At 69.3% G+C, this 25,295-nt stretch carries 25 protein-coding genes and 1 tRNA gene; 8 read left to right on the top strand and 18 right to left on the bottom strand.

Going from position 1 to position 25,295, the window contains the following annotated elements; translation table 11 throughout:
* Positions 1-55: 55 nt before the first annotated feature.
* Positions 56-838 (bottom strand): GNAT family N-acetyltransferase, encoded by a 783-nt coding sequence (locus tag ACQUSM_RS00620; protein ID WP_435114949.1) that lies wholly within the window; start codon positions 836-838, stop codon positions 56-58.
* Position 839: 1 nt separating this feature from the next.
* Positions 840-1,337, bottom strand: coding sequence for a DUF309 domain-containing protein (locus ACQUSM_RS00615; RefSeq protein ID WP_435114948.1), 498 nt, complete (start codon positions 1,335-1,337; stop codon positions 840-842).
* A 99-nt stretch (positions 1,338-1,436) separates the two neighbouring features.
* Between ACQUSM_RS00615 and ACQUSM_RS00610 the strand changes: the two genes are divergently transcribed.
* Positions 1,437-1,520, top strand: a tRNA-Leu gene (locus tag ACQUSM_RS00610).
* A 217-nt stretch (positions 1,521-1,737) separates the two neighbouring features.
* On the opposite strand, the gene ACQUSM_RS00605 is transcribed toward ACQUSM_RS00610, so the two are convergent.
* From ACQUSM_RS00605 to ACQUSM_RS00580, 6 genes are all read right to left on the bottom strand, one after another.
* Positions 1,738-2,361: a HemK2/MTQ2 family protein methyltransferase gene (locus ACQUSM_RS00605; RefSeq protein ID WP_435114947.1), complete on the bottom strand. Its 624-nt coding sequence runs from the start codon at positions 2,359-2,361 to the stop codon at positions 1,738-1,740.
* Positions 2,358-3,548 carry a mechanosensitive ion channel family protein gene (locus tag ACQUSM_RS00600; RefSeq protein WP_435114946.1) on the bottom strand — a complete coding sequence of 397 codons (1,191 nt, stop codon included), beginning with the start codon at positions 3,546-3,548 and terminating at the stop codon, positions 2,358-2,360. Before ACQUSM_RS00600 ends, ACQUSM_RS00605 begins: the two co-directional genes overlap by 4 nt.
* Complete coding sequence (locus ACQUSM_RS00595) at positions 3,549-4,418, bottom strand: 16S ribosomal RNA methyltransferase A (RefSeq protein WP_435114945.1); 870 nt, start codon at positions 4,416-4,418, stop codon at positions 3,549-3,551.
* Between the two features lie 91 nt (positions 4,419-4,509).
* Positions 4,510-5,112, bottom strand: a complete 603-nt coding sequence (locus ACQUSM_RS00590; RefSeq protein WP_435114944.1) for a DUF655 domain-containing protein — start codon at positions 5,110-5,112, stop codon at positions 4,510-4,512.
* Positions 5,113-5,180: 68 nt separating this feature from the next.
* Positions 5,181-5,537, bottom strand: coding sequence for an RNA polymerase Rpb4 family protein (locus tag ACQUSM_RS00585; protein WP_435114943.1), 357 nt, complete (start codon positions 5,535-5,537; stop codon positions 5,181-5,183).
* Positions 5,537-5,830, bottom strand: a complete 294-nt coding sequence (locus ACQUSM_RS00580; protein WP_435114942.1) for a 50S ribosomal protein L21e — start codon at positions 5,828-5,830, stop codon at positions 5,537-5,539. Before ACQUSM_RS00580 ends, ACQUSM_RS00585 begins: the two co-directional genes overlap by 1 nt.
* A gap of 129 nt (positions 5,831-5,959) precedes the next feature.
* Between ACQUSM_RS00580 and ACQUSM_RS00575 the strand changes: the two genes are divergently transcribed.
* Positions 5,960-7,129 carry a cystathionine gamma-synthase gene (locus tag ACQUSM_RS00575; protein WP_435114941.1) on the top strand — a complete coding sequence of 390 codons (1,170 nt, stop codon included), beginning with the start codon at positions 5,960-5,962 and terminating at the stop codon, positions 7,127-7,129.
* A 126-nt stretch (positions 7,130-7,255) separates the two neighbouring features.
* Here the strand turns inward: ACQUSM_RS00575 and ACQUSM_RS00570 are convergent, their stop codons facing one another.
* From ACQUSM_RS00570 to ACQUSM_RS00560, 3 genes are all read right to left on the bottom strand, one after another.
* A complete protein-coding gene (locus tag ACQUSM_RS00570; RefSeq protein ID WP_435114940.1) occupies positions 7,256-7,732 on the bottom strand; it encodes a GNAT family N-acetyltransferase in 477 nt (158 codons plus the stop codon).
* 248 nt (positions 7,733-7,980) lie between these two features.
* Positions 7,981-8,415, bottom strand: coding sequence for a DUF2391 domain-containing protein (locus tag ACQUSM_RS00565; protein WP_435114939.1), 435 nt, complete (start codon positions 8,413-8,415; stop codon positions 7,981-7,983).
* Positions 8,416-8,501: 86 nt separating this feature from the next.
* Complete coding sequence (locus ACQUSM_RS00560; RefSeq protein WP_435114938.1) at positions 8,502-9,737, bottom strand: KaiC domain-containing protein; 1,236 nt, start codon at positions 9,735-9,737, stop codon at positions 8,502-8,504.
* Between the two features lie 124 nt (positions 9,738-9,861).
* On the opposite strand from ACQUSM_RS00560, the gene ACQUSM_RS00555 reads away from it, so the two are divergent.
* Positions 9,862-10,683 carry an NAD(+)/NADH kinase gene (locus ACQUSM_RS00555; protein WP_435114937.1) on the top strand — a complete coding sequence of 274 codons (822 nt, stop codon included), beginning with the start codon at positions 9,862-9,864 and terminating at the stop codon, positions 10,681-10,683.
* Positions 10,684-10,722: 39 nt separating this feature from the next.
* Here the strand turns inward: ACQUSM_RS00555 and carB are convergent, their stop codons facing one another.
* Positions 10,723-14,136: a carbamoyl-phosphate synthase large subunit gene (carB, locus tag ACQUSM_RS00550; protein ID WP_435114936.1), complete on the bottom strand. Its 3,414-nt coding sequence runs from the start codon at positions 14,134-14,136 to the stop codon at positions 10,723-10,725.
* A gap of 124 nt (positions 14,137-14,260) precedes the next feature.
* Here carB and ACQUSM_RS00545 point away from each other — a divergent pair, with 124 nt between their 5' ends.
* A complete protein-coding gene (locus tag ACQUSM_RS00545) occupies positions 14,261-14,575 on the top strand; it encodes a nucleoside triphosphate pyrophosphohydrolase (RefSeq protein WP_435118248.1) in 315 nt (104 codons plus the stop codon).
* Here ACQUSM_RS00545 and ACQUSM_RS00540 read toward each other — a convergent pair.
* Complete coding sequence (locus tag ACQUSM_RS00540; RefSeq protein WP_435114935.1) at positions 14,572-15,087, bottom strand: DUF5815 family protein; 516 nt, start codon at positions 15,085-15,087, stop codon at positions 14,572-14,574. The two genes, ACQUSM_RS00545 and ACQUSM_RS00540, sit on opposite strands and share 4 nt — an antisense overlap.
* Positions 15,088-15,155: 68 nt before the next feature.
* Positions 15,156-15,503 (bottom strand): hypothetical protein, encoded by a 348-nt coding sequence (locus ACQUSM_RS00535; protein ID WP_435114934.1) that lies wholly within the window; start codon positions 15,501-15,503, stop codon positions 15,156-15,158.
* A 285-nt stretch (positions 15,504-15,788) separates the two neighbouring features.
* Between ACQUSM_RS00535 and ACQUSM_RS00530 the strand changes: the two genes are divergently transcribed.
* Positions 15,789-17,420, top strand: coding sequence for a DUF255 domain-containing protein (locus tag ACQUSM_RS00530; protein WP_435114933.1), 1,632 nt, complete (start codon positions 15,789-15,791; stop codon positions 17,418-17,420).
* 81 nt (positions 17,421-17,501) lie between these two features.
* Positions 17,502-18,308 (top strand): TrmB family transcriptional regulator, encoded by an 807-nt coding sequence (locus ACQUSM_RS00525; RefSeq protein WP_435114932.1) that lies wholly within the window; start codon positions 17,502-17,504, stop codon positions 18,306-18,308.
* Here ACQUSM_RS00525 and mptA read toward each other — a convergent pair.
* The 3 genes from mptA to ACQUSM_RS00510 all read right to left on the bottom strand — a co-directional run bounded on the left by mptA (position 18,305) and on the right by ACQUSM_RS00510 (position 21,280).
* A complete protein-coding gene (gene mptA / locus ACQUSM_RS00520) occupies positions 18,305-19,228 on the bottom strand; it encodes a GTP cyclohydrolase MptA (protein WP_435114931.1) in 924 nt (307 codons plus the stop codon). The two genes, ACQUSM_RS00525 and mptA, sit on opposite strands and share 4 nt — an antisense overlap.
* Positions 19,229-19,460: 232 nt before the next feature.
* A complete protein-coding gene (locus ACQUSM_RS00515) occupies positions 19,461-19,856 on the bottom strand; it encodes a DUF7124 domain-containing protein (protein ID WP_435118246.1) in 396 nt (131 codons plus the stop codon).
* A gap of 179 nt (positions 19,857-20,035) precedes the next feature.
* On the bottom strand, positions 20,036-21,280 hold the full coding sequence (locus ACQUSM_RS00510) for an NAD(P)/FAD-dependent oxidoreductase (protein ID WP_435114930.1): 1,245 nt from the start codon (positions 21,278-21,280) through the stop codon (positions 20,036-20,038).
* A gap of 118 nt (positions 21,281-21,398) precedes the next feature.
* Here ACQUSM_RS00510 and ACQUSM_RS00505 point away from each other — a divergent pair, with 118 nt between their 5' ends.
* Complete coding sequence (locus ACQUSM_RS00505) at positions 21,399-21,950, top strand: DUF6149 family protein (protein WP_435114929.1); 552 nt, start codon at positions 21,399-21,401, stop codon at positions 21,948-21,950.
* 537 nt (positions 21,951-22,487) lie between these two features.
* On the opposite strand, the gene ACQUSM_RS00500 is transcribed toward ACQUSM_RS00505, so the two are convergent.
* Positions 22,488-23,804 carry an NAD(P)/FAD-dependent oxidoreductase gene (locus ACQUSM_RS00500; protein ID WP_435114928.1) on the bottom strand — a complete coding sequence of 439 codons (1,317 nt, stop codon included), beginning with the start codon at positions 23,802-23,804 and terminating at the stop codon, positions 22,488-22,490.
* A 149-nt stretch (positions 23,805-23,953) separates the two neighbouring features.
* On the opposite strand from ACQUSM_RS00500, the gene ACQUSM_RS00495 reads away from it, so the two are divergent.
* Entirely contained in the window at positions 23,954-25,294 is a 1,341-nt protein-coding gene (locus ACQUSM_RS00495; protein WP_435114927.1) for a hemolysin family protein, read from the top strand.
* Position 25,295: the final 1 nt, after the last annotated feature.

Here is a 25,295-nt window from a genome sequence, read left to right as displayed (position 1 = left end):
CCGAGGCTGTTCCGGGCCGAGCAAAGGCGCTCCGGTCGGGGCGACCGTCGCCGGCTCAGGGGAGCCGCGCGAACCGCCAGAGGGAGGCGACCTGAACGAAGCCGACCGACTCGTAGAAGCCGACGTGCTCGTCCGTGGCACAGACGACGATCCGCTCGGCGGGGAGCGGGCACCGATCGACGACCGCGCGGACCAGTTCGGCGCCGACGCCCTCGCCCTGTGCGTCGGGTCGGACGCCGACGTGGGTGAACCGGGCGACGGGATCGACGCTATCGTCGCCGTGGACGTACCAGCCGGCGGCAGCGATCGGCTCACCGCCGCGGGCGGCGACGACCTCGCGCCCGTCGAGCGCGCCCGCGATCGCGGCCGCGTACTCGATCCCTGCCGGGTCGCGACCGACCGACTCGTGGACGGCTCGCGCCCCGTCGCTCCCGTGCCGGCGAGTGTCGAACTGGAGTGTCGTGTCGTCGCCGGGTGGGGCGACCGACTCCGGGACGAGCGCCCGGTAGTCCTCCCGGTCGTAGCCGTGGTTCCGGAGCAGCGGATCGAGGCGAACCGCCGTCTCGGTGTCGTGGCCGGCGACGACGCGGTGGGGGAGATCGTGGCGCCGGTAGAGGCTGTCGAGCTGGTCGAGTAGCGACTGCGCGGCCTCGTCGTCGCCCACCGTCGACGGGAGCGCCGCCGCGGAGGGGAGCCGCGCGTCGAGCAGCTGTGTCGCCGCTGCGCGGTCGGCGTGGGCGGGGTCGTGGACGAACGTCCCGAACCACGTCTCGGTCACGTCGGCGAGCACGCGCCACTTGGCGTACTCCGCGTCGGCGACGCGCTGGGGCGCGAGCATCTCACCCCAGCCCCGCGGCGTACTCGTAGTCGGCGGGGTAGGCGTCGGGGGTGTGGTCGTCGATCGCGATCCGCCAGTCGTCGATCAACTGGGGCTCGAACATCGCGACCAGCAGCCGGCGCCGGACCGCGGCCACGTCGACGCCGTAGAAGTCGTCGGGCACCCCGCGGAGGTAGTCGAGCGCGGTGGAGAACAGCGAGCGCATCCCGTCGTCGCCGGCCTCGGCGCCCCGCCCGCGGTCGGCGGCGTGTTTGTGCGTCCCGGCGGCGACCTGCTGCATCCCGTGGCAGAACGCCGACTCCGCGGTCCCCCGGCCGTAGTTGTACCACTCGAACTTGAAGCAGTCGTAGCTCTCGGTGTAGGCGGCGTCGTTGTACAGCCGGACGCCGTGTTCGGCCGCGCGCCGGAGCGTCGCGTGCTCCCAGCGGCGGTCCTCGCGCCACCCGGTCGGGTCCCCCAGCGGCGGCGCGACGCCGGGGTCACGGGTGTGCTCGTCCATCGTCGGGCCGGTAGGACGGGCAGGGGCCTGAAACTATCGCCGGGCAGGAGCGCCGAACCGTTGGCTTAAACCACGACGGCCCGTTTCCCCGGACTGCGTGCGAGGGTAGCCAAGCTGGGAAACGGCGGCGGACTCAAGATCCGCTCCTGTAGAGGTCCAAGGGTTCAAATCCCTTCCCTCGCATGAGTGCGCGCCGACGGCGCGCTACGAATGCACACGGAAGGATTTGAACGAGGGCAGACGCAGCGCGAAGCGACCGTCTGCACGTAGTTCAAATCCCTTCCCTCGCATCGTCGGGGCAACCACCCCGTGATGCGGGAAGACGCTCTCGGAGCGCTCTTCCCTCGCAAAACTTCGACAGAACTCGACCAGCGACGGCTGTCCGGAACGGCGTCGGCGGCTACTCGATCTTCCCGCTCGACGGCTTCGCACACATCGAGAACCGCGTCAGCCGCAGGATCGACAGCGTCTCGAAGGGGTAGGACTCCTGTCGGACCTCCTCCGGCACGAAGCCGGCGTCACGGGCCAGCGCCTCAACCTCTTCGAACCCCGCGAGCGAGGAGACGAGCAGCAGCGCCTGCCCGCCCGGCGCGAGCACGCGCCCGAGGTCGTCGAGGAACGGCTCGATCAGCTCGCGCCCGCTCTCGCCGCCGGAGAGGGCCTGCTCCATCCAGTCGTCCCACTCGTTTTCCGGGTCGGTCGGGAGATAGGGGGGGTTGAACAGCACCGTCTCGAAGCTCCCGTCGGCGAACGCGTCCGTGAGGTTCGTTCGGACCGCCTCGATCCCCCGCTCGCGGGCCTGCTGGCAGGCGTGTGGGTTCACGTCGGCGGCGACCATCTCCGGAACGCTCCCGGCGACCTGCTCGGCGACCCAGCCCGAGCCGGTGCCGACCTCCAGCGTCCGGCCGCGGGCGAACTCCGCGGCGGCGTCGGCGAGCAGCCCCGAATCCTCCGCGGGCTGGTACACCTTCGTCTCCTCGCCCCGGCGCTCGGCCAGCCCCGACACCGACTCCTCCTCGGTCATTCGTCCCCCTCCGAGTCGGCGGCGTCCTCACGCTCGATACGGTCGTCGTCGGTCGCTTCCGGGCTCTCGTCCTCGTCGTCGGTCACGTCACTCGCACTGACGCCCGAGACGGCGAGCCCGCCGGCCTCCGGCCGGCCGGAGAGCTCGCGCTGCGGGAACGGGATCTTGATCCCCTCCCGGGCGAACGCCTCCTTGACCGCCGCGATCACCTCCGTCCGGGCTTTCCACATCTTCCGGGCGCTGGGGTTGTCGATGTAGTAGCGCAGGCGGAGGAGGACGCTGGAGCCGCCGAACTCCGCGAGCACGACGTTCGGGTCGGGGCGCTCCATCGGCGTCTCCGTCTCGGCCATCGCCTCGGCGGCCACCTCCATCGCGTGCTCCACGTCGGTGTCGTAGTCGACGCCCACGTCGGTCTCGATCCGCAGGCGTCCCTTCCGGGAGCGGTTGCGGATCTCGGTGGCGGTGACGATGTCGTTGGGGATCATCACGTACTCGTCGTCGAACGTCCGGATCCGAGTGTTGAACACGCTGATGTCGGTGACGATCCCCTCCTCGTCGCCGATGACGACCCAGTCGCCCAGATCGAACGGTCGCGAGAACAGCACCACGAACCCCGCGAGCACCGCGCCCAGCGTCTGCCGGGCCGCGAGGCCGAGCACGACGCCCGCGGCCCCCGCACCGAGCAGCAGTTGGCCGGGATCGACCCGCCAGATGCCCAGCACCACCAGCACCGCCATCCCGAAGATCACGATCTGGACGAGGTGATGGGCGATCTCCTGCTGGTGGTCGCTGATCGCGCCGCGCTCCTTCGAGAGCCGGCGGATGCTGTTCTTGCTGAGCCGAGTCAGCGCGTACGCGGCCACCAACACCGCGACGCTCAGCGCGGCCGCGACGATGTCCTGCCGGCTGGGGTTGATCTGGGCGAGGCCCTGGCTGAGCAGCCAGCCAGCCCGCCAGACGGCGACCAGGAACAGCGTCGTCACCGCGGTCCATAGCGCGACGATCCCGCCCTGAATCGGCTCCGCCACCGTGTCGTCGACGTACTGTTTCAGCCACGGCCCGGCTCGGCGCACGCCGACGACGACCGCCGCGAGCACGACCAGCGCGAGCAGCGTCGCCAGCAGCCGAGCGGCGGTCGACATCGTCGCCAGCCAGATCGCGTTCCGGAGCGCGTCGACCCCGATCATTCAGCCACCCCCGTTCCCGACCCCGGGGTCGACCCGCCGCGCCAACTGCGCGAGTTCGGCGAACTCGGCGGGCGTGACGGTCCCGGCACGCTGGCTCATGAGCGACTCCGCTGCCGCGTCCACGACGGCGTCCGGCTCTTCGAGCCCGGAGATGTGGCCGGTGTTCCGGACGGCGTTGCGCATCGTCTTCCGGCGCTGCGTGAACAGCGCCTTGACGAACCGCAGGAAGAACGCCTCGTCGGCCACCTCGTACTCCGGCTCGCGAGGGGTACAGCGCACGACCGCGCTGTCGACCCGTGGCCGCGGATCGAACGCCTCGGCGGGAACGTGCTCGACGATCTCCACGTCGGCGTAGTGTTGGGCCGAGACGGATAGCCGGCCGTAGTCGTCCTCGCCGGGCGCGGCGACCATTCGCTCGGCGAACTCCCGCTGGAACATCAGCACGAGCGGCCGCTTCCGTGGCAGGAGGTCGAACGCGATCTCCGAGGAGGCGCCGTACGGGAGGTTCGACACCGACGCCGAGAACGCCGGCAGATCGACCTCGAGGGCGTCGCCGGCGATCACGGTCAGATCGCCCGACTCGATCGCGTCGGCGAACTCCTCGCGGAGGAAGCCGACGAGGTCCGGGTCGCGCTCGACGACGGTGACCTGCCCGTCGGCGGGCGCGGCCGCGAGCAGGCGGTCGGTGAGCGCGCCGGTCCCGCCGCCGATCTCGAGCACGTGCGAGCGGTCGGCCCCCTCCGGGAGATAGCCCGGGAGCCGGTCGAGCACCCGGTCGTCGACGAGGAAGTGTTGGTCGAACTCCGGGTTCCCCCGCTTGGCCCGGCGGATGAGGGCGTCGGGATCCCGCAGGTCGTCGGACCCAGTCATTACCGGCGATACCGTGCCGCCGGCGTTAAAAGCCCCGTTCCGGCCACGGCGAGACGCTACTCCTCGCCGGCTCACCGCGCCGGCGAGACGCTCACTCCTCCTCGCCCACGAACGCCCGGTACTTCACGTCCTCGGTGAGTTCCTCGATGATCCGCTCGACGACAGTGCCTTTCGCGTCGTGGAGCCCGGAGATGCGCTCCTCCAGCTCCTCGAAGCTCTCGAAGGGGCCCTCGCGCTTGCGGCTCTCGAGGATGTCGTCCCGGAGCTTCTCGCCGATCCCGGGGAGGACGTTGAGCTGGTGGAGCCGCAGCGTCAGCGGCTGGGCCTCGTTGAAGTACTCGAGGAAGCGGTCGGGGTGGCGCTCGACGATCTCTTCGATGACGTAGTCGAGCTCCTGCTCGGCGCCCCGGGAGAGGTCGTCGTGATCGATCTCGCGGTAGCGCTGGACAAGCTCGCGGTCGGCGTCGGGGGCGACGACGATCCGGTCACCGATGCTCACGTCGGCGCCGTCGGTCAGCGTGAGCTCGAACAGATCGAACGCCTGTTCGCCCACGGCGTAGGCGATCTCGGGCTTCTGGTGCTGTGGCCGATCGTCGTCGGGGCGCCCGTACGGGAGGTGGTCGAGCACGACCGCGTACTCGACTTCCTCCTCGGCGGCGTCCTCGGCCGTGCCGGAGTCGTCGGCGTCGCTCATAGCGCTGATACGTCACCCCGACGGATAAACTGTCGCCCGGCGTGAGAACGAGTCGAGAGCGCCCGCAGTCAGGCGTACTCGGCGACGACGTTCAGGATCTCGTCCAGCTCCTCGCCCGACAGCGAATAGCGCTCCTGTGCGTACACCGTCCGGAGCTCGTCGCGGTCGCGGGGGAGCAGATCCGCGATCTTGTGCGCGGTGGCCTCGTCGACCTTGTCGAGCTCCTGCAGGCGCTCGACGAGCTCGCGGGACTCCTCGGCGTCGAGCAGCGCGAAGCGGTTCACGTGCTCGATGGCGCGGGCGAGCTCGTAGCGGAGCTCGCGGTCCTCGTCGGCCGCGCGCTCCTCCTCGACGGACTGGAGCTCCTCTTTCACCTCGGCGGCGGTGAGATACTCCTCGTCGAGCTTCTCTTTGAAGATCGTCATTACTCCTCCTGCGCGCGGAGATGGGCGGCGGCGGCGATGATCGTCTTCTCCTTGCCGCCGTCGGTGATCTGGACTTTGAACGCGTCGCCCTGCTGGCCGACGACCTCGCCGGTGTGACCGTTGAAGCGCGCGTGGAAGCGCCCGTCCTGCACCGAGGGGTCGAGCACGAGGTGGACCTTCTGTCCCTCGTCGAACTCGGCGATGGCGCGCTGGGGCGGCGACGTGCCGCGCTCGCGTGGGTGGTTCGAGAGCTTGTTCCGGGTTCCGGTGTTGGGCCCGTTGGAGCTAGGCATGGTCTTGTTCCCGCGTACTGGTGGTCGGCGTATAAACGATGCGTTCTCGGGACGGGGTGTGCCGCCGAGACACCCCACCAGTCAGACCGGAAGCGGAACTATGACGCCCCCGCCGATCCAGATACGGGTATGAGCGACGAGCACGACGACGACCGCATCGAGACCCGCGCGATCCACGCCGGGCAGGAGCCCGACGAGGAGACCGGCGCGCTGATGACGCCGATCTACGCCAACTCCACCTACGAGCAGGACGCCCCGGGCGACCACCGCGGCTACGAGTACTCCCGGACTGGCAACCCCACGCGGACCGATCTGGAGGAGAACCTCGCCGCGCTGGAGGGCGGGGAGTTCGGCCGCGCGTTCTCCTCGGGGATGGGGTCGATCAACACCGTCCTCAATCTGCTGGAGTCCGGCGACCACGTCGTCGCCGGCGACGACGTGTACGGCGGCACCCACCGCATCTTCACGCAGGTGTACGAGGACTACGACCTCGAGTTCGACTTCGTCGACACGACCGACCACGACGCCGTCCGCGACGCGATGCAGGAGAACACCGAACTCCTGTGGGTCGAAACGCCCACGAACCCCCTGCTCAACGTCAACGACATCGACGCGCTGACCGACATCGCCGACGAGTACGACGCGCTCAGCGCCGTGGACAACACGTTCGCGACGCCGATGCTCCAGCGCCCGCTGGAACACGGCGCCGACATCGTCTCCCACTCGCTGACGAAGTACCTCGGCGGCCACTCCGATGTGGTCGGCGGCGCGCTGATCGTCGACGACCCCGAACTCGACGACCGCATCGCGTTCTACCAGAACTCCGTCGGCGCCACGCCGTCGCCGTTCGACTGCTTCCTCGTCCTCCGCGGGACGAAGACGCTGCCCGTCCGGATGGACCGCCACTGCGAGAACGCCAGCGAACTGGCACACTGGCTGCAGGATCACGACGCCGTGGACCGCGTCTACTACCCCGGGCTGGAGAGCCACCCGGACCACGAACTCGCGGCCGAGCAGATGGACGACTTCGGCGGGATGCTCAGCTTCGAACTCGACGGCACGCTGGAGCAGGCCCGGACGGTCGTCTCGGAGACGGACGTGTTCACGCTCGCCGAATCGCTCGGCGGCGTCGAGAGCCTGATCGAGCAGCCGGCGACGATGACCCACGCCGCGATCCCGAAGGAGGAGCGCGAGGCTGCGGGGCTGACCGACGGCCTCATTCGGGTCAGCGTCGGCGTCGAGCACGTCGACGATCTGAAGGGCGATCTGCAGGCGGCGTTCGACGAGGCGCTGGAGTAAGTCCGATAGGTACCGACCGCGAACGAGCGAAGCGAGTGAGCCGGCCGAGGAACCCTCGAAGAGGCCGACGCAGGCTTTTGGTCGAGCTTTTGCAAGGGCCCTCCGGGGCCCGCAGCAAAAGGTCGATTAGCGTCGAACGAACTCCGAGAGCTTCTCCGAAATACTGCGGTCCTCGCCGAGTTTGAGGTAGTAGGCGTCGCCGCCGTCCTCGTAGTAGCTCTCGATGCGGCGCACCACCTCGAAGCCGATGTGGCGGTAGAAGGAGAGCGCGTCCTCGTTGGTCGCGCGGGCGTGGCAGGTCACCGAGTCGTGGTCCGCCGCGACGGCGGCGACCAGCCGTTCCCCGAACCCCTCGCCGCGGTAGTCCGGCGAGACGGCGAGAAAGAGGATGTAGCCGTCCCGACGGGCCGAGACGAAGCCGGCGAGCTCCCCGTCGACGAACAGCAGTCGGCAGTCAGCACGGCGATAGGCGTCCCTGAAGAAGCTGCGGCGCTGCTTCAGCACGCCCTCCGCCCGGCGGATGCGTTCTTTCAGTTGCCACGCCTCGGACTCGTGGGTGTCGTCCCCCCGAGGGTCCCGGCGCGTCTCGACCGTCGCGCTCACTGTTGCCGATCAGTAGTCGTGACGGGGATTTAACTCCGTCGTCGGTGGGGGCAAGCGTCGCCGGGAGGGCGGCGGCCGCCCCCTGTCACTCGCCGTGTTTCGGGGTCCGCACGGCGGGGCATCGAGCTTCGTGGCTCCAGCACGGAGGCTGGAGCAGGGCACTCGCCGTCGACGGTCGAAACACTCCCACGGCATCGAGCTTCGTGGCTCCAGCACGGAGGCTGGAGCAGGGCACTCGCCGTGGGAGGTCAAAACACGCTGTCGGCTGTCGCGGCCCCGACTACCGCGAAGACGGCGCCGATACTCACCGCCTTCGCGGTCTGGTAGATATCGGCGTCGAACGCCTCCGGCGCGGCGAAGCTGAACGCGAGCACCAGCACCGAGCCGAAGGAGACCAGCATCAGCGTCAGGAACCGATAGGGGATCCCCGCGACCTCGGTCTCGTCGTCGGCGTCGCGGCCGCTGTCGGCGCGGTAGAGCGCCCCCCAGCCGATCGCGAACACCATCCCGACCACCGTGACCCACTGGGCGGGGTTCATGAAGCCCGCGAGCACCCAGACCTCCTCGGTGACGACGAACGGCCCCGCGAGCAGGAACCCCCCGACGACCTGCTGTGCCACGTCGGCCGGCTGGAACTCGCGGTTGAACAGCCGGCGGAGGATCGTCCGCACGATTCCGGTCATACCGGACCCTCACGGCGGGAGGTCTTTACTCCGACGACCGCCGCGGCTGCCCGTCCCCGCGGCGAGTCCCGGCCCCGAACAGCACGTCAGAAGATGTTCGCCTGCCGGTACACCGAGATCCCCTCGTTGGTGATCTCGTACGGCTTCGTCTCGCGGGAGTGGTTCGCGTCCCGGATCTTCTGAATCTCCACCGCCAGTCTGGTCTCCCGGAAGTCCGAGGGTCGGACGTACTGGAGGATGAACACCGCGTCCACGAGGTACTCGATGATCCCGTACCGCGAGGTGTAGGCGTCCTCGCTGTCGGCCTCGGAGGTCAGCATCGTCGTCACGCCCGCCCGCTTGAGCGAGCGGGCGAAGTCGAACACCTCGGACCGCCGGTCGGCTGGGTGGTCGTACATCATCTCCAGCAGCGACACCGAGTCGAGCACCAGCCGGTCGGCGTTGAACTCCTCGACCAGCCGCGAGATGTCGTTCCGGATCGACGACAGCGAGTTCGCCATCTCGATGGGGTCCATCGCGACGATCGCCAGCCGGCCCTCGTCGCGCCACTTCCGGAACGGCCAGCCCTTCTCCTCGGCGGTCGAGAGGATCGCCTCGCGGGACTCCTCCAGCGTGATGTAGATGGCGCGCTGGTCGTCCCGTAGCGCCTCCGTCAGGAACTGGAGGCCGAACGTGGTCTTCCCCGTCCCGGCGGCGCCGATAGCCACCATCAGCGAACGCTTGGGGACGCCACCGAGGATCATTTCGTCCAGCCCCTCGATCCCCACGTCGATCCGATCGATGTCCGAGTCCAGTTCCGCCTCGTCGAACGACTCAGCCTCGTCGCCGAACCCCTCGCCGCCGCCGAACCCACCGCCGCCACCGCCGAACCCGCCACCGAACTCGTCCGCGCCGCCCTCCTCGCCGATCGGGCCGCCCCCGCTCCCGCGGTCGCCGAACCCCGGCGCGTCGCCGAACGGGTCCTCCTCGGCGTCTGCCTCCTCGCCGGCGACACCGCCGAACGGGTCGGCCTCCGTCTCGCTCTCGCCGAACGGGTCGGCCTCCGTCTCGCTCTCGCCGAACGGGTCGGCCTCCGTCTCGCTCTCGCCGAACGGGCCCGCGGCCCCGTCGCCGGATCCGCCGAACGGATCGGATTCGGGAGACGCCGAGGAGCCCTCGGCGGCCGGCTCGCCGAACGAGTCTTCCCCCTCGTCGTCGGTCTCGTCGGCAGACTCCTCCGCGGCGGATGACTCCTCGGCTTCGTCCTCGTCCGCGCCCGCGTCCTCCTCGTCGGCCTCGCGCATCGCGCGCTCGAACCAGTCTTCCTCCTCCTCGTCGCTCATGGGGGCGCGCTCACCTCCGCGGGGCGGTCACTCATTGACGAACCCTCAGTCGCGCCCGCAAATGAAGGTTGCCCGTGTAGCGCGTATCCGCGCGTTTTTGCCGGCGGGGTGGGAAGCGCGAGCCATGCTGGTCGGTATCGTCGCGAAGCGGGGCAACAAACGGGCGTCGTTCCTGGCGGCGGACATCCGCGACCGCCTCCGGGAGGCCGACGTCGAGGTGTGGCTCGACGAGGCCACGGCGGGGGCACACGACGAGTCCGGCCACCCCGTCGACGCGATGGACGCGTGTGACCTCGTGGTCGCGATCGGCGGCGACGGCACGTTCCTGTTCGCCGCCCGGGGCGTCGGCGGGACGCCGATCCTCGGCGTGAACCTCGGCGAAGTCGGCTTTCTGAACGCGCTCGGGCCGGAGGAGGCGGTTCACGAGGTGCTTCGGGAGGCAGTGGCGCTCGAGAACGGGGAGCTCTCGGTCCGCGAGGCCCCCCGGCTCGTCGCCGCCGGGGAGGGCTGGGAGAGCCCCGCGGCGGTCAACGAGATCGTGCTGCAGGGCCCCCAACGCGGCCGTGCGGGCGGAGTCGACCTCGAGATACGGGTCGACGGCTCGCTGTTCTCCTCCGGCCGGGCCGACGGCGTGCTCGCCGCGACGCCGACGGGGTCGACCGCGTACAACCTCTCCGAGGGCGGCTCGCTGATCCACCCCGACGTGGACGCGATCGTGCTCAACGAGATGTGCGCCGACGCGGGGATGCCACCGCTGGCGGTCGGCCTCGACAGCGAGATCACGGTCCGGCTCACGGGGGCGCCGGAGGCTCACGTCGTCGTCGACGGGCGCGTGACCCGGAGCCCCGAGCCGCCGACGACGGTGACGGTTCGAACCGCCGACACGCCGGTCCGGATCGCCGGCCCCGACGCGGAGTTCTTCGAGGCGCTGAACAAGCTGGAGTAGGGTTTTTGCGGAAAACGAGCGAGTGACGGCCCGAGGCGTTCAGCCCCAGTTCTCCTCGCGCGTCGGGCGGTCCGACAGCGCGGCCACGTCGACGCCGGCTAGCGGCTCGTCGGTCGCCGCGGCGGCGTCGAGCGCTTCGAGCGCCGCGCGGGCCGACACCACGGTCGAGAGGTAGGGGATCTCCTCCTCGACGGCGGTTCTGAGGCTGGCGCGCTCCGTCGACAGCAGGAAGTCGATCTCGTCAGCCAGCAGCGCGCCTTCGAGGTCGTCCGGTTCGACGAGGTCGAGGTGGTCGGCGAACGCGTCGACCACGTCGGCGGGCCAGTCGCCGTCGACCGCGAGCGTCCCGGACTCGGGGATCTCGTTGTCGGCCGCGATCTGGGCCTTCCCGTAGGCCGCGCCGAAGCTGCCGGCGGTGCCCATGACCTCGCCGGTGGACTTCATCTCCGGGCCGAGGCGCGGGTCCGAGTTCGGCAGGCGGTCGAACGGCAGCACGACCTCCTTCACGCTCGGCTGCTCGGGGATCTGCTCGGCGACGTCCATCTCCGACAGCGACTCGCCCGCCATCGCCCGGGCCGCAAGCTTCGCGATCGGCACGCCCGTCGCCTTCGACACGAACGGGACGGTGCGCGAGGAGCGGGGGTTCGCTTCCAGCACGTAGACGGTGGCCCCGTCGTCGTCTTCCTGCACCGCCAACTGGACGTTCAGCAGGCCCACCGTCGAGAGCGCGTCGGCGATCTCCTCGACGACCTCGCGGACGCGGGCCATCGTCTCGTCGTCGAGCGAGCGCGGCGGGATCACGCAGGCGGAGTCGCCGGAGTGGACGCCCGCGCTCTCGACGTGTTCCATCACGCCGCCGATCAGGACGTCCTCGCCGTCGCTCACGGCGTCGACGTCGAGCTCGACCGCCTCTTCGAGGAACGAGTCGATCAGGATCGGCTTCTCCGGGGAGACGCGGACCGCCTCCTCGACGTACTCCTGCAGCTCCGCGTCGCTGTGGACGATCTCCATCGCGCGCCCGCCGAGCACGTAGGAGGGGCGCACGAGCACCGGGTAGCCGATCTCGTGAGCGAGATCGAGCGCCTCTTCCTCACTGGTCGCGGAGCCGCCGTCGGGCTGTTCGATGCCGCGCTCGGCCATCAGGCGGTTGAAGCGGTCGCGGTCCTCCGCGAGGTCCATCGCGTCGACGCCGGTGCCGAGGATCTCGCAGTCCAGCCCGCGGCGGTCGAGCTCGTCCTGCAGCGGCTCGCCCACGTCGACGGAGGTCTGCCCGCCGAACTGTACCATCACGCCGTCGGCGTTGGTGGCCTCGACGGCGTCGGCGACCTCCTCGGCGGTGATCGGCTCGAAGAACAGCCCGTCGGAGGTGTCGTAGTCCGTCGACACCGTCTCGGGGTTGTTGTTGAGCACGTGGGCGTCGATGCCGAGTTCCGACAGCGCGCGGACCGCGTGGACCGCACAGTAGTCGAACTCCACGCCCTGCCCGATGCGGATCGGGCCGCCGCCGACCACGACGACGCTCTCGGCGTCGCGGTCGACCTGCAGTTCGCCCGCGGCCGCGTCGCCCTCGAACGGGCCGGTGAACGACGGGGGCTTGCGCGAGGAGTAGTAGTACGGCGTCGACGCCGCGAACTCGCCCGCGCAGGTGTCGACCTGCTTGTACGTGCGCCCCGGCACGGTCGCCTCGACCTCGCCGACGCCGGCGCGCTCCGGCGAGACGGGCAGGCTCTCGCTCTCGGCGGCGCCCGCGGCCGCGGGCTCGGCGGCCTCACGCCACGCGCCGCGGGTCTCGGGCAGCCACGTCAGGCTGCTGTCCTCGAACACGTTCCCCGCGAGCGCGGAGATCTCCGCGTTCGTGAAGCCGGCGACCGCCGCGGGCGTGAACTCCCCGTCGACGACCTCCTGACTCGCGTCGACGATGCGGGCGAAGCGCTCGACGTACCACTCGTAGATCCCGGTAGCCTCGACGACCTCCTCGACGCTGAAGCCGCGCTCGAACGCCTCGAACATCGCGTACGGGCGGTCCGGGCTCGGGCGTTCGAGATACCCCTCACGGAGCTCCTCGTCCTCCAGCGCGTCGAACTCCACGGCGGGGTCGTACTCGGATGAACGGAGCGCCTTCAGCAGCGACTCCTCGAACGTTCGTCCGATCGACATCGCCTCGCCGGTCGACTTCATCGCCGTCGACAGCGTGAAGTCGGTCTCGGGGAACTTGTCGATCGGCCAGCGGGGCACCTTCGTCACCACGTAGTCGATCGCGGGCTCGAACGCGGCGGTCGTCTCGCCGGTGATCTCGTTCTCGATCTCGTGGAGGCGCTTGCCGAGCGCGACCTTCGCGGTCACGCGGGCGATCGGGTAGCCCGTCGCCTTCGACGCCAGCGCCGAGGAGCGGGAGACGCGCGGATTGACCTCGACGACGCGGTACTCGCCGCCGGGGGTGCCGTCGTCGCGCCACGCGAACTGGATGTTACAGCCGCCCTGAATGCCGAGGTCGCGGATCACCTCCAGCGCCGCGTCGCGCATCTCCTGGTGGCCGTCGTCGGGGATCACCTGCGACGGCGTGACGACGGTGGACTCGCCCGTGTGGATACCCATCGGGTCGAGGTTCTCCATGTTGCAGATGATGATGCAGGAGTCGCCCGCGTCGCGCATCACCTCGTACTCCAGTTCGACCCAGCCCGAGATGGACTCGGTGATCAGGACCTCGTCGTTGCGCGAGAGGCGGAGCCCCTTGCGCGTACGTTCGAGCAGTTCGTCCATCTCGTGGACGACGCCCGACCCGGAGCCGCCCAGCGTGTACGTGGTGCGGGCGATCACCGGGAGGCCGCCGACCTCGTCGACGGCGTCCTCGACGCGCTCTCTCAGCGCGGCCTCGCTCATCTCGGTCGCGGATTCGTCGTCGTCGAGGGTGACGGTCGTCGAGGCGGGCACCGGCTGGCCCAGATTCTCCATGCGCTGGCGGAACAGGTCGCGGTCCTCCGTCGCGTAGATCGTGTCCAGCGGCGTGCCCATGATCTCCACGTCGTGCTCCTCGAGCACGCCCAGTTCCGCGAGCTCGGCGGTGACGTTCAGCCCGGTCTGCCCACCGAGCCCGGCGATCACGCCGTCGGGCTGTTCCTTCCGGATCACCTCGGCGATCGCCTCAGGAGTGATAGGTTCGACGTACACCCGGTCGGCGGTCTCGGGGTCGGTCATGATCGTCGCGGGGTTGGAGTTGACGAGCACGACCTCCGCGCCCTCCTCCTGCAGCGCCCGGCAGGCCTGCGCGCCGGAGTAGTCGAACTCCGCGGCCTGCCCGATCTGGATGGGGCCGGAGCCGATCAGGAGGATCGTCCGACCCTCGCCGGCGCCAGCGTCGCCGCCCTCCGTCGCGTCTGTCGCCGACGACGCTCCGCCGCCGTCCGTGACTGGCTCCGGGACCCCTGCTCCGTCGTCACTGCCGGTGTCCGTCATTACTCACCCCGAATACGTGAATCGTAATAAGCTCGGCGAATAGCTACGAGGTCCGTAGAGAGATTACGAATTTCGTAACAAGCGGATCGAAAACGCGACGGCGGCGAGAGCCGTGACGACGAGCGTGCCCCGCGAGTACGACAAACTGGTCCGTGACGGGATTCCCGCAGTGATCGAAGCCGACGGCGAAACACCGGTCACCCACGTCGTCGACGGCGACGCGTACGAGGAGCGGCTGTTCGAGAAGCTCGACGAGGAGGTGCGCGAGCTCCGCGAGGAGCCGGGCGCCGACGAACTCGCCGACGTGCGGGAGGTGCTGGCCGCGATTCAGAACTGTCTCGGCGTCGACGACGACGAACTCGAACACGTTCGAGAAGAGAAGGCCGCCGAACGCGGGCGGTTCGAGGACGGGGTCGTGCTGGAGCGCGTCGAGGATTAGACGTACGGCTCGGGGTCCAGATCCCGCTCGTCGCGGTACTGGTCGACGAACGCCGTCACGTCGAACTCCAGCATCTGCTCCTCGAACTCGGTCATCGCGCGCTCGCTCTCGGCGTGGGAGATCGCGTGCTCCATCATCTCGACGACCAGCTCGACGACCACTTCGTGGAGCCGGCGGGAGTCGAACTGGGAGATCCACACCATCGCGAAGCCCACGTCGCCCTCGTCGGTCGCGTCGGCGACCGCGATCTGCTCGGGGAACTCCTCCATCACCATCCCCATCAGGTGGGGGGTGCCGAAGTCCGGCATCTCCTCGCTGGTCGTCTCGACCACGTCGTCGAGCGTCTCCACCAGGAACTCCGGGAAGAACCGCGTCGGCGGGTGCATGTCCATCACGACCGCGTGGGCCTCCCCGCAGTCACAGTCGAGTTCGCGCATCCCGAGGTCGAGCGACGTGAGCGCGACCGTCTCGCCACAGGGTAGCTCCAGTCGCTCGCCGCCTGCCGTAGCCATGGTCGAGAGAGGGGGCTGACGGGCTAAAAGGTCGCCGCTCCCGCGATGTCGGGTCCCGCCGCGATCGGTTACTCCTCGTCGTCGGAGCCGACGTCGAACGTCTCGCCGCCGTCCTCGTCGTCGTCGGCGATCGAGACCTCTGTCGCGCCGTCGTCACCCTCGTCGGTCACCTCGATCTCCGCGGCGTCGTCGTCGGCCTCGTTTTCCTCTTCGTCGGCCTCGTGTTCCTCTTCCTCGTCACTTTCGTCGGCCTCCCGTTCGACCCCCTCGATCTCCAGCTCCACTTCGACCTCGATGCCGTCGGTTTCGAGTTCGGCCTCGATCTCGCGTTCGTCGCCGGCCGCGACTTCGAGCTCCTCGCTGTCCACCTCGACTTCGACCTCCACGTCGATCTCGACGTTCGCGTCGTCGGACATACGCGAGGCGGTAGGGACGCGAACGGGATAGTTCGCTCGGCCGCCGAGTCGGCGACGCCGCTGCCGTTCTCGACCCGCCGCTCACGCCTCACTCCGTTCGTCGTTCGAGATTCCGAGGCCGTTTCCTCCCCGCTCCGTTCGGCGGCACGGCCTCGCCCCCTCCGCCGCTCACGGGTCGCTTCGCTCCCCGTTCGCGTACCGAGGCTGTTTACCGCCTCCCTTCGGTCGGCGTTTACCAGCCTCGCGTTCGACACGCTTTACCCCGAAACACCCCGACCACGAAGCATGCAAGAGGAGACCCGCGTCGAGTGGCGTCAGTGGGGGCAGGACGCCTTCGACGAGGCGCGCCGACGCTCCGTACCCGTACTGCTCTCGCTCTCCACGACCTGGTGTGTGGACTGCCACGAGATGGACGCCACCACCTACGCCGACACCAATATCGCGGCCAACGTCAACGATCGCTACGTTCCGATCCGCGTCGACGCCGACCGCCGGCCGCGAGTGCGGGAGCGCTACGCCGCCGGCGGCTTCCCCTCGACCGTGTTCCTCACGCCCGACGGCGAGGTGCTCTCGACGGCGACCGCGCTCGCGCCCGACGGGATGCGGCAGGTGCTCGACCGCGTCGCCGAGAACTACGCCGAGAAGGGCGACGACGCCGGCCGGGTGCCGCGCGCGCTCTCGGGCGATCTCCCGCCCGCGGGCGAGGTCGACGCCGCGATCGAGGAGCAGCTCGCCGGCCAGCTCGGCGAGAAGTTCGACGACCGCTTCGCGGGCTGGGGCGAGAGCGCGAAGTTCCCGCTCGCCCGCACCGTGGAGTTCGCGCTCAAACGCGAGCGCGATCAGGCTCTCCGCACCCTCGACGCGGTCCGGGACCACCTCCACGATGACGTGGCCGGCGGCTTCTTCCGCTACGCCGGCCGCCGGGACTGGGGGGAGGTCCACCACGCGAAGCTGCTCGACACGAACGCCACCCTCCTGCGGGCGTTCGCCCACGCCTACGTGTACACCGGCGAGGACGCCTACCGCGAGCCCGCGGAGTCGACCGTCGAGTTCCTCACCGACGACCTCTGGAGCGGCGTCGCCGTCGGCGGCAGCGTCGGCCCGGGCGAGGGCGCCGAGTACTGGCGAAAGAACGCCGAGGAGCGCGCGAACGCCCGCTCGCCGCGGACGGACCTCACCGCCTACGCCGGCGGCAACGCCCTCGCGGCCGACGCGCTGCTGTCGTTCTACGGCTACACCGACCACGAGCGCGCCCGGGAGTACGGCGAGCGCGTGCTGGACTACCTCGAACGCGACCTGCTCGAACACGGCTCTGTCGTCCACTTCCGCGAGCGCGGGCAGACTGGTCCCCGCGACGTGCTCGCCGATATCGCCGCCGTCGTCGGTGCGTTCACCCGGGCCGAGCAGACGCTGGGCTACGGCGCCGACGTGGCCGCGACGGTCGCCGACCACGCGATCGAGACGCTCCACGACGGCGGGTCGTTCCGCGACGGTCCCACGGAGGGCCCCGGCCTGCTCGACCGGCCGCTCCGCCCGCTGGACGGCAACGCCGCGATGGCGAACGCGCTGGTCGACCTCGCGACGCTGACCGGCGACGACGAGTACCGCGAGCTCGCCCGCGAAACCGTCGGCGCCTTCGCGGGGGCCTCTCACCGCGTCGGCGTCCAGGTCGCGGAGTACGGCACGGCCGCGAGCCGGCTCGTCCACGAGCCGCTGACCGTCGCCGTCGCGGACGAGCCGGGAAGCGACCTCCACCGCGCCGCACTGCGTATCGCGGACCACGAGAAGGTGGTCGTCCCCGACGCCGACGCGTCGATCGCCCCCGAACTCGACCGCGGGACTGCCCGCGTGGCAGGGGTCGACGAGCCAGCGAGCGATCCCGAGGCGCTGATGGAGCGCGTCGCCCGGTTGGAGTGAACGGTCGGGAAACGCCGCGAAACGGTCTTTACGGGTAAACGTTCGGTGAGTTTTTGAGGGGGCGAACTGTGACAGACGAGTATGGCAAGCTTGCGCGATCTCGGGCTCTCGGAGTACGAAGCCCGGGCGTACCGGGCGCTTCTCGACGACTCCCCGAGCACGGCGAAGGAGCTGTCGGGCTCCAGCGACGTGCCGATGGGCCGGGTGTACGACGTGCTGAAGGATCTGGAACGACGGGGGCTGGCCCGGAGTCAGGCCGCGAGCCGGCCGAAGAAGTACGTCGCTGTCGAGCCCGAGGCGGCGTTGGACCGGCTGCTCGACGCCAAACGCGAGGAGCTACGGGAGCAGGAGGTTCAGTACGAGGAGACCGTCGAAGAGCTGGAAGGTGATCTGGACGCCGGCGTCCCCACCGAGGAGGGGTTCTGGACCGCGGTCGTCGGCCGGGAGGAGAGCGCCGACCTGCTGCTCGAACGGCTCGATACGGCGACCGAACGGGTGATCACCGTCGCCGGCGGGCCGACGCCGCAGTTCGACGTGGGCGAGTACGGCGACGAGGTGACCGCGGCGCTGCAGCGCGCGCTCGAACGCGGCGCCGAGGTGTCGGTGCTGCTCGGCCCCGACCTGATCGAGACGCTCCCCAACACGGCGCTCAAACGATACGAGAAGCAGCTCGCGGGACATCCCGCCTTCGAGGTGCGAACGACCGAGCGAGTGAGCGGGTCGTTCCACCTGATCGACGGCGTCGAGGCGTGTATCGAGATCCCGAACCCGCTGGCGCCGCGGGAGCCGTTCGCGATGCTCGACCTGAAGGATCGGGAGTTCACCGCGGACGTGCGGGAGACGTTCGACCCGCGGTGGGAGGACGCGGAGCCGCTGACGACGGACTAGGCCGAGAGCTCCTCGCGGAGCCGGGCCATCGTGACCTCGCGCTCGGCGACCGCGTCGTGCTGGTGGATCGACTCGTCGTTCTCCTGTTTGACGTGGATCACCGCCTCGTCGTCGAGGTCGGGGTAGGCGTCGACGACGCCCTCCGCCAGCGAGCGCACGCAGTCCTCGACGAACTTCGCGTTGGCGTGGGCCGCGTAGGTCATGTGGTCCTCGTCGGGGCGCTTGGCCAGGTTGTAGATCCGCGCGCTCATCGAGTCCCGCGCGATCTCGATCAGCTCCATCAGGTCGACATTGGGCTCGGTGTCCTGTGTGACCGTCAGCGTGGCGTGCCCGCGCTGGGAGTGACCGGGCTGGGGCACCTGATCGAGGAACGCTTCGGTTGTCTCGTCGTCGACGCCCAAGTCCGCGAGCGTCTCGCGGGCCCGGGACTCGGACATCCCCTGCGAGCAGGGGCAGACCGTCATCCCGGTGACGCGGCAGCCGATCTCCTCCTCGGTCCCCTCGTCGGTCGCCGTCGCGGAGGCGATGATGTCGACGGTGCTCTGTGTGGGCCGGCCGCTGGCGGGGGTCTCCTCCCGGAGCACCCACTCCGCCTCCATCTCTACTTCGGCGGTTGTGGTGTACTCGTGTTTGGCGAGCAGGCGCTCGGCCGCCTCGCCGCAGAGTTCCTCAACGCGGTCGGTCTCGCCGTCGACGGCGTCCTCCAGTACCTCGTCGATCACCTCCATGTTTCGGCTCATGTCGATCCCCTTCCGACCGCTGGGGAGGTCGACGAACACGGAGAACTCCGCGGTCAGCACGTACGGTCGGTCCTCGCCCTCGAGTTCGACGAGCTTCTCGACGCCCGTGACGCCGACCTGACTCAGCCCGACCGTTACGTCGGGCTCGTCGGCCTGCACGTCCGGAAGCTGGTGACTCATTACCGGTGCTGCGGCCTCCGCGTGATTAGTGTTGTTGGAAGAGGCACGCGCGCCGGCGCGCACGCGAGAGGCCTCGGGCTTACGGCTGACAACACACAGCCACGGCATCGAGTTCGTAGCTGCGAGACGGCGCTCGCAGCAGGTCACGCGCCGTGACTGGCTATGCACAGCGACGGCGTCTAGCTCCGTCGGCGCGCGACGGAGCGCGCGCCAGGTCACGCGCCGTCGCTGGCTATGGCCAATCCTCGCGCTGGTCCCCCTCCTCGAAGTGGTCCTCGTCGTCGTCCTCGGCCGCGATCTCCCAGTCTGCGGCCTCGGCGGCGTTCTCGAGCGGGAGGTACTCCCAGCCGACCGACTCGGCCTGCTCGCGGTGCTCCTCTGAAGTGCCGACGAACACGTGGCGCTCGGTGTCGAACTGGCGTTTGACGTTCTCGAGGCTCTCCTCGACGCCCCGCGGGCCGGAGAAGAAGTCCTGTCTGATCCGCTCCTTGCGGGTGAAGTTGGTGACGACGTACGTGGGCTTGTCGCTCACCACGCCGACGTAGCTCGTCCACCCGCGGGCGTCGTTGAACACCGCGTTGGGGTCGGCGAGCGACTTCAGCGCGTCCAGTTCGAACGCGAGCGTCATATCCGAGGAGCCGCCGGAGTCCATACGCTCACTGGGAACGGTCGCCGCAAAACGACTTCGGTGTCGCAGTCGTCCGGAGCCGAGCCGAAAACGGAGCCGGCGAAATCAGTCGTCCACGCCGGCTGACAGCGTGCCGGCGAGATCAGTCGTCCACGCCGGCTGGCAGCGTGCCGGCGAAATCAGTCGTCCGCGACGGGCGCTTCGAGGTCGTCGACGCTGAAGGATTTCTCGACCAGCTTCTCCTTCTCGTCGCCGACGTGGGTGCCCTCACGCATCAGCTGCTTGTACGCCGACTGAGGGGCGAGGTCGCCGATCAGGACGCCGCCGACGATGCGGCCGTCCTTCAGCGCGAGGCGGCGCCACTCCGTGTCGGAGTACTTGCGCTCGACGCTGTCGTCGCCCTGTGTCGGGTGGCCGAAGGAGAGGAACGGGAAGTCGAAGTGGGTGATGGAGTACGAGGAGACCCAGCGGAACTCCTCCTCGCCGTAGTCGAGCATGTTCTTGGCCGCACACTCGCCCTGGGCCTTGGCGGAGCCCCACGCGCCGTTCTGGGCCTGGTCACCGAGGATCAGGTCGTTGAACTTGGTACAGTCACCGGCGGCGTACACGTCGTCGAGGTTGGTCTGCATGTACTCGTCGACGATGATGCCGTCGTCGTCGTAGTCGAGGCCAGTCCCGCGGAGGATCTCGGTGTTGATGTCCAGCCCGATCGCGACCCCGGCGAAGTCGGCGTCGAACTCCTCGCCGTTGGGGTCGACCGCGGACTCGATGTGGCCGTCGTCGTCGACCTCGAAGTGGTCGACGCCGGAGTCGAACACCGGAGTGACGCCCCGCTCGCGCATCGCGTCGTGGAGGATCTCGGCGCCCTCCTCGCTGAGCGCGTAGCGCCACCACGCGTTGCCGCGCATCAGGTAGTGGGCGTCGACGTCCTGTGCGCCACAGATCGCCGCGAAGTCGATGCCGAGCAGCCCCGCACCGACGATGACGCCGGTGTCAGCCTCCTCGACGTCCTCCTTGATCTTCCGGGCGTCCTCGAACGTCCAGAAGTGGTGGATCCCCTCCGCGTCGGAGTTGTCGACGGGGAGCTGTGCGGGCGTTCCGCCGGTGGCGATCAGCAGCTTGTCGTACTCGTAGCTGTCGCCCTCGTGGCTCGTGACCTCGTGGGCGTCGGTGTCGATGTCGACGACGAGGGTGTTGAGCTGGAGGTCGATATCCCGCTCCGCGTACCACGACTCGTCGTGGATGGAGATGGGCGCCTCCGGAAGCTTCCCCTTCGCGAACTCCTTGATCAGGATACGGTTGTAGAGAGCCTCCCCCTCGTCGGTGATGACGGTGATGTCGGCGTCCGGGGCGTTCTCGCGCAGCGTCTCCGCCGCCGAGCTCCCAGCGACCCCGTCGCCGATGATCACGAACGACTCGCTCATGGCTTCAGGTTTGGCAGCGGGGGTTAATGTGGGTTGCCATACGGCTTTCGGTTGGGGAAATCCACCCACACCGCGGGTCTCGGAGGGTTGAAGGTCGTTGCGCCGCTACGCCCGAGTAATGAAGCTCCGACAGAACCTCCGCCACTTCGCGGCGAAGCAGGCGCTCACGATGCCGGTGGTCGGGGAGAAGATGAACGACAAGCTGGTCGACCTCCACGTCGATGTGTTCGGTGGCCGCGCCGAGGACGGCCGCCGGGCGGAGCGCGAAGACCACATGGAGGCGTTCTTCGACTGTACGATGGCCACGTACATCGCCGCGCTGAGCGATGGGTTCCCGGAGGCCGAGGCCCGGGAGATCACCCACCTGCAGGCGAACTTCGACTTCTACAACCACGGCTGGACGGAGATGATGGAGTTCCCCGTCGACGAGGTCGAGGAGCACTACGACCGGTACGCCGACTTCTTCGAGGCTCACGGCATCACGATCGACGACCCGCTCGGTGAGTTCCGGAACCGCGAGGTCCCCGACGCCCCCTCGACGCCGGAGAAGCTCGACGATCCGGAGCATCCCCACGCTGCGGAGGGGTTCGCCGACGACGTGTACGTCGAAACCGAGGACGGGGTCGTGGCCGGGGATCGGAGCGACGAGATCCAAGAGTCGACCGGCTGATCGGGGAGAACCGGTTGGCGAACAGGTGACTCGATCGGCGACCGCGACGGACTGAGCCACACACCCGCGAGGCCCGCCGCGATGGGAGGTCAGGTCACGATGGGGGTGGTCGCGTTTTGGTAGTTAAGTGTCGGCCTCAATTTCGCTCGTTCGCGTCGTCGGCGTCGTGCGGGCGACCACACGTCGCCCGCACTGCCAGCGGGACCGGAGGTCCCGCCCTGCTCACGTCACGCGCCACCGCGGCCGCGGTGCGGTCGCGGTGGACGCCTCGCGAGCGCCAACGGTCGGCGTCACCAGAAATCTCCGATTTCTGGTTGGCAGCCGAGAGTCGCAGACTCTCGGCGACGCCCGCGGGGGGAGGGGTGGGGACTCGGTGCCGTGCCGGGCCTCGTGCCCGGCACTCTGCGGTCGCAAGTGGTCAGGCTTCGAGATGCTGTTTCGGTAGGGGTTCCAGTAGGCAACGGTGGAGGTGCTGTTGCCATCGCTATTACCGACTGACTCGACGGAACCTCAGTTCTCGCAAAGGAACACCCTTAGTCAGTCCGCCTTCCGGTCGATGCGCTTCGCGCACTCGAAGCCGGCGACGATGCCGCCGTCGAGGCTGCGCTCGGGGTACTGCGCCTCGCTGGCCATCCCGGCGTAGTAGAGCCCCTCGCCCACGTCCTCGGCCAGATCGTACGGCACCACCATGTCCAGATACCCGCGCTCGTAGATCGGCGCGGCTCGCGGCGCCTTGGCCAGCCGGAACTCCTCGACGTGCTCGCGACCGAACTCGGGGTACATCCCCTCGATCGCGTCGAGCCACTCCTGCTGGATCTCGTCGTCGTCGGCCGTCGCGAGCCACTCGTCGTCGCTCTGGACGTACGAGGCGACGTAGAGGAGGTGCTGCCCGCCGTAGCGCGCCGGCGGCACGAAGTTCGTGTGCTCGATCAGCGCGCCGAAGGGGGCGTCGTCGGCGATGTTGAGCCAGTACGTGTCGGTCAGCGGGCGGTCCATCGTCACGACCGCACACACCGCGCCCTGGAAGTCGATCTCGCAGGTGTACCCCGTCAGCTCCTCGAGGACGTTCGGCATCGTCGCCACGACGACGCCCTCGGTGTCGTGGGTCGTCGTCTCGCCGCCGGACTCTGTCGTGAGCGTCTCGACGGTCCCGTCCGACATCCCGAGATCGGTGACGTGAGTGTCCGTCTGTACGGTGTCGGGCCCGACAGCCTCGATCAGGGGGTCCAGCAGCGCCTCGAAGCCGCCCTCGGGGTAGCCCAGAATCTCGCCCCGGAGCAGGTCGCGCTCGCCGCGGAACTTGATCCGGCCGAGCAGCCACGCCGCGCTCACGTCCTCCTTGCGGTCGCCGAACTTCGCGTCGAGCAGGGGTTCGAAGAAGTTCTCGTACACCCCGCGCGTCGTGTGTTCCAACAGGAACTCCTTGATCGGCACGTCCTCGAACTCGGTGAGGTCGTCGTACGTGTCGAACTTCGGAACGCCGCCGCGCACGTCGATCTCCAGCGTGAGCATCCCCAGTCGGAAGATGTCGTAGAGGTTCATGTGCGGGTACGCGAGGATCTCCCACGGGGTGTCCATCGGGTGGGCCTCGCCGTCGACGAAGTAGGCGTTCTTCCCCAGTCGCCAGTCGATCCGGTCGCCGACGCCCAGTTCGTCGGCGAGCTGGACGATCGTCTCCTCGGACTTCGAGAGGTGGTGGTAGAACTTCTCGATGGGGTCGCCCCCGGTCTCGTAGCTGGCCGCGAGCCCGCCGAGTTCGTCGCTGCCCTCGAAGATTCGGACCTCGTGACCGCGCTGCTGGAGGCTGTACGCGGCCGCGAGGCCGGCGATCCCGCCGCCGACGACGTGGTACATGGCTCGACGAAGGACGGCTGCACAGGAAAACCCTCCCGGTCCGCGGGCGACGACCCCCGGCACCGACCGTGGGGGATGCTTTTTGCCGCCAGCGCCGGACAGTCGGGTATGGACTCGTCGCAGACGACCGCCAGCTGCTCGTCGGGGCGATGGTAGACGTCGCCCTCTCGGTCGGCCGGCTACTCGTCGCGTTGTTGCTCGTCGGATTGAACGGCCTGTTCGTCGCCGCGGAGTTCGCGTTCGTGCGGGTGCGAGCCACCTCGGTCGAGCAGTTGGTCGAGGAAGGACGCACCGGCGCGGGCGCGCTGCAGGACGTGATGACGGATCTCGACAACTACCTCGCCGTGACGCAGTTGGGGATCACCCTCGCCTCGCTGGGGCTGGGGTGGGCCGGCGAGCCCGCGATCGCGTCGCTGCTGGAGCCGGTGCTGGGGTCGGTGCTCCCGCCGACGCTGGTCCACCTCGTCGCGGTGGCGATCGGCTTCTCGATCATCACGTTCCTCCACGTCGTGTTCGGCGAGCTCGCGCCCAAGACGTTCGCGATCGCCCGAACCGAACGGCTCTCGCTGCTGCTCGCGCCGCCGATGAAGCTGTTCTATCTGCTGTTCTACCCGGGAATCGTCGTGTTCAACGGCGCCGCCAACGCGTTCACCCAGCTGGTCGGCGTCCAGCCGGCCTCGGAGTCCGACGAGACGCTGGGCGAACGGGAGCTCCGGCGCGTGCTGTCCCGATCCGGCGAGGCGGGCCACGTCGACATCGGCGAAGTCGCGATGATCGAGCGCGTGTTCGAACTCGACGACACCGCGGTCCGGGAGGTGATGGTGCCGCTGCCGGACGTGGTGAGCGTTCCGACCGACGCGTCGCTCGACGACCTCCGGACCGTCGTCGACGAGTCGGGCCACACGCGCTACCCGGTCGTCGAGGCCGACGACCCGACACAGGTGGTCGGGTTCGTCGACGTGAAGGACGTGCTGCGCGCGGTCGGTGACGGCGACTCGGCAGTCACGGCCGGCGACCTCGCCCGCGAGATCATCGTCGTCCCCGAGACCACGTCGATCGACGATCTGCTGGCGCAGTTCCGGGACGACAGCCAGCAGATGGCCGCGGTGATCGACGAGTGGGGGTCGTTCGAGGGGATCGCCACGGTCGAGGACATCGTGGAGGCCGTCGTCGGCGACCTCACGGACACGTTCGACGAGGCCGAACCGTCGATTCACCGGCGCGCCGGGGGCGGGGTCGACGTGGACGGCGGCGTCGCGATCGCGGCGGTGAACGACGTGCTCGGCACCGAGTTCGCACACGAGGGCGTCGAAACGGTCGGCGGCCTCGTGCTCAGTCGGCTGGACCGCGCGCCCGAACACGGCGACAGCGTCGAGATCGACGGGCACGTCGCCGAGGTGACCGGCGTCGACGGGACCCGGATCGCGACGCTGCGAATCCGCGAGCGCGACGGCTCGGACGGTGCGCCGGAGTCGGAGGAGTCCGGGTAAT

The organism is Halolamina sp. C58 (assembly GCF_051195095.1).
Classification (GTDB): Archaea; Halobacteriota; Halobacteria; order Halobacteriales; family Haloferacaceae; genus Halolamina.
The sequence above is the reverse complement of the archived record's forward strand: the minus strand, read 5'-3'. Positions and strand labels throughout refer to the sequence as shown.

Excerpts from the sequence above, each read along its gene's own strand:
- ACQUSM_RS00620 (WP_435114949.1), bottom strand. The coding sequence starts at position 838 with ATGCTCGCGCCCCAGCGCGTCGCCGACGCGGAGTACGCCAAGTGGCGC.
- ACQUSM_RS00615 (WP_435114948.1), bottom strand. The coding sequence starts at position 1,337 with ATGGACGAGCACACCCGTGACCCCGGCGTCGCGCCGCCGCTGGGGGAC.
- ACQUSM_RS00605 (WP_435114947.1), bottom strand. The coding sequence starts at position 2,361 with ATGACCGAGGAGGAGTCGGTGTCGGGGCTGGCCGAGCGCCGGGGCGAG.
- ACQUSM_RS00600 (WP_435114946.1), bottom strand. The coding sequence starts at position 3,548 with ATGATCGGGGTCGACGCGCTCCGGAACGCGATCTGGCTGGCGACGATG.
- ACQUSM_RS00595 (WP_435114945.1), bottom strand. The coding sequence starts at position 4,418 with ATGACTGGGTCCGACGACCTGCGGGATCCCGACGCCCTCATCCGCCGG.
- ACQUSM_RS00590 (WP_435114944.1), bottom strand. The coding sequence starts at position 5,112 with ATGAGCGACGCCGACGACTCCGGCACGGCCGAGGACGCCGCCGAGGAG.
- ACQUSM_RS00585 (WP_435114943.1), bottom strand. The coding sequence starts at position 5,537 with ATGACGATCTTCAAAGAGAAGCTCGACGAGGAGTATCTCACCGCCGCC.
- ACQUSM_RS00580 (WP_435114942.1), bottom strand. The coding sequence starts at position 5,830 with ATGCCTAGCTCCAACGGGCCCAACACCGGAACCCGGAACAAGCTCTCG.
- ACQUSM_RS00575 (WP_435114941.1), top strand. The coding sequence starts at position 5,960 with ATGAGCGACGAGCACGACGACGACCGCATCGAGACCCGCGCGATCCAC.
- ACQUSM_RS00565 (WP_435114939.1), bottom strand. The coding sequence starts at position 8,415 with ATGACCGGAATCGTGCGGACGATCCTCCGCCGGCTGTTCAACCGCGAG.
- ACQUSM_RS00560 (WP_435114938.1), bottom strand. The coding sequence starts at position 9,737 with ATGAGCGACGAGGAGGAGGAAGACTGGTTCGAGCGCGCGATGCGCGAG.
- ACQUSM_RS00555 (WP_435114937.1), top strand. The coding sequence starts at position 9,862 with ATGCTGGTCGGTATCGTCGCGAAGCGGGGCAACAAACGGGCGTCGTTC.
- carB (WP_435114936.1), bottom strand. The coding sequence starts at position 14,136 with ATGACGGACACCGGCAGTGACGACGGAGCAGGGGTCCCGGAGCCAGTC.
- ACQUSM_RS00540 (WP_435114935.1), bottom strand. The coding sequence starts at position 15,087 with ATGGCTACGGCAGGCGGCGAGCGACTGGAGCTACCCTGTGGCGAGACG.
- ACQUSM_RS00535 (WP_435114934.1), bottom strand. The coding sequence starts at position 15,503 with ATGTCCGACGACGCGAACGTCGAGATCGACGTGGAGGTCGAAGTCGAG.
- ACQUSM_RS00530 (WP_435114933.1), top strand. The coding sequence starts at position 15,789 with ATGCAAGAGGAGACCCGCGTCGAGTGGCGTCAGTGGGGGCAGGACGCC.
- ACQUSM_RS00525 (WP_435114932.1), top strand. The coding sequence starts at position 17,502 with ATGGCAAGCTTGCGCGATCTCGGGCTCTCGGAGTACGAAGCCCGGGCG.
- mptA (WP_435114931.1), bottom strand. The coding sequence starts at position 19,228 with ATGAGTCACCAGCTTCCGGACGTGCAGGCCGACGAGCCCGACGTAACG.
- ACQUSM_RS00515 (WP_435118246.1), bottom strand. The coding sequence starts at position 19,856 with ATGACGCTCGCGTTCGAACTGGACGCGCTGAAGTCGCTCGCCGACCCC.
- ACQUSM_RS00510 (WP_435114930.1), bottom strand. The coding sequence starts at position 21,280 with ATGAGCGAGTCGTTCGTGATCATCGGCGACGGGGTCGCTGGGAGCTCG.
- ACQUSM_RS00505 (WP_435114929.1), top strand. The coding sequence starts at position 21,399 with ATGAAGCTCCGACAGAACCTCCGCCACTTCGCGGCGAAGCAGGCGCTC.
- ACQUSM_RS00500 (WP_435114928.1), bottom strand. The coding sequence starts at position 23,804 with ATGTACCACGTCGTCGGCGGCGGGATCGCCGGCCTCGCGGCCGCGTAC.
- ACQUSM_RS00495 (WP_435114927.1), top strand. The coding sequence starts at position 23,954 with ATGGTAGACGTCGCCCTCTCGGTCGGCCGGCTACTCGTCGCGTTGTTG.